This window comes from Mesorhizobium sp. M7A.F.Ca.MR.148.00.0.0, assembly GCF_003997735.1.
In the GTDB taxonomy this organism is placed as follows: Bacteria; Pseudomonadota; Alphaproteobacteria; order Rhizobiales; family Rhizobiaceae; genus Mesorhizobium.
Map to the genome: position 1 here is coordinate 1 of NZ_RZTB01000370.1, position 579 is coordinate 579.

1 protein-coding gene is annotated in these 579 nt (G+C 63.2%); it reads left to right on the plus strand.

What is annotated here, in order from left to right; genetic code table 11:
* Nucleotides 1-477: 477 nt before the first annotated feature.
* Nucleotides 478-579 (plus strand): glycosyl hydrolase 108 family protein (locus EOB49_RS34555; RefSeq protein ID WP_281060639.1); only part of this gene is annotated, 102 nt, incomplete at its 3' end.

The following is a 579-nucleotide window of genomic DNA, read 5'->3' on the forward strand; positions in this document are numbered from 1 at the left end:
CAAGGCTCGGCGCGCTCGATTTCGGCTGGGACCATCCTTCGGCCGCGGTCGAGCTGGCCTGGGATACGGAGGCCGATGTCGTCTATGTCACCAACCTTATGTAGGCTGCGCCGCTCGGCATCAGTATGCACCCAAAGAGGGTCGTACCTGTTCCAGACAAACCAGACAGCCTGAGAGCAATGGGACGTTCCCCGTCCCGTAAGCCGGCAGGGACGGTGGGCGCTCGGGTTGTGTCAGCCAGTTTCCGCGTTGCTGTCGCCGGGTCGAATGACTTCCCACCCGCCGTCGTAGGGAAGCAAGAGCCCGCCGTCGTGGGTTCTGATTTCGCCAGCCTTCGCCGCTGCGTTCGCACGAAACTTAGCGTTGTGCTTAGCCCACGGCGCGGCGAGTATCACTAGGTCCTTGCGTCGCTCATCATGCCATCAGCCCGCTCCCCGGCGCCGACCATAGCCAATCATCCGAAGAAGGAAAACCACCATGGACCGCAACTTCGCGCGGGCGCTTGCGCTTGTTCTCAAATCGGAAGGCGGCTGGTCGGACAATCCGGCTGACCCCGGCGGCGCCACCATGAAGGGCGTG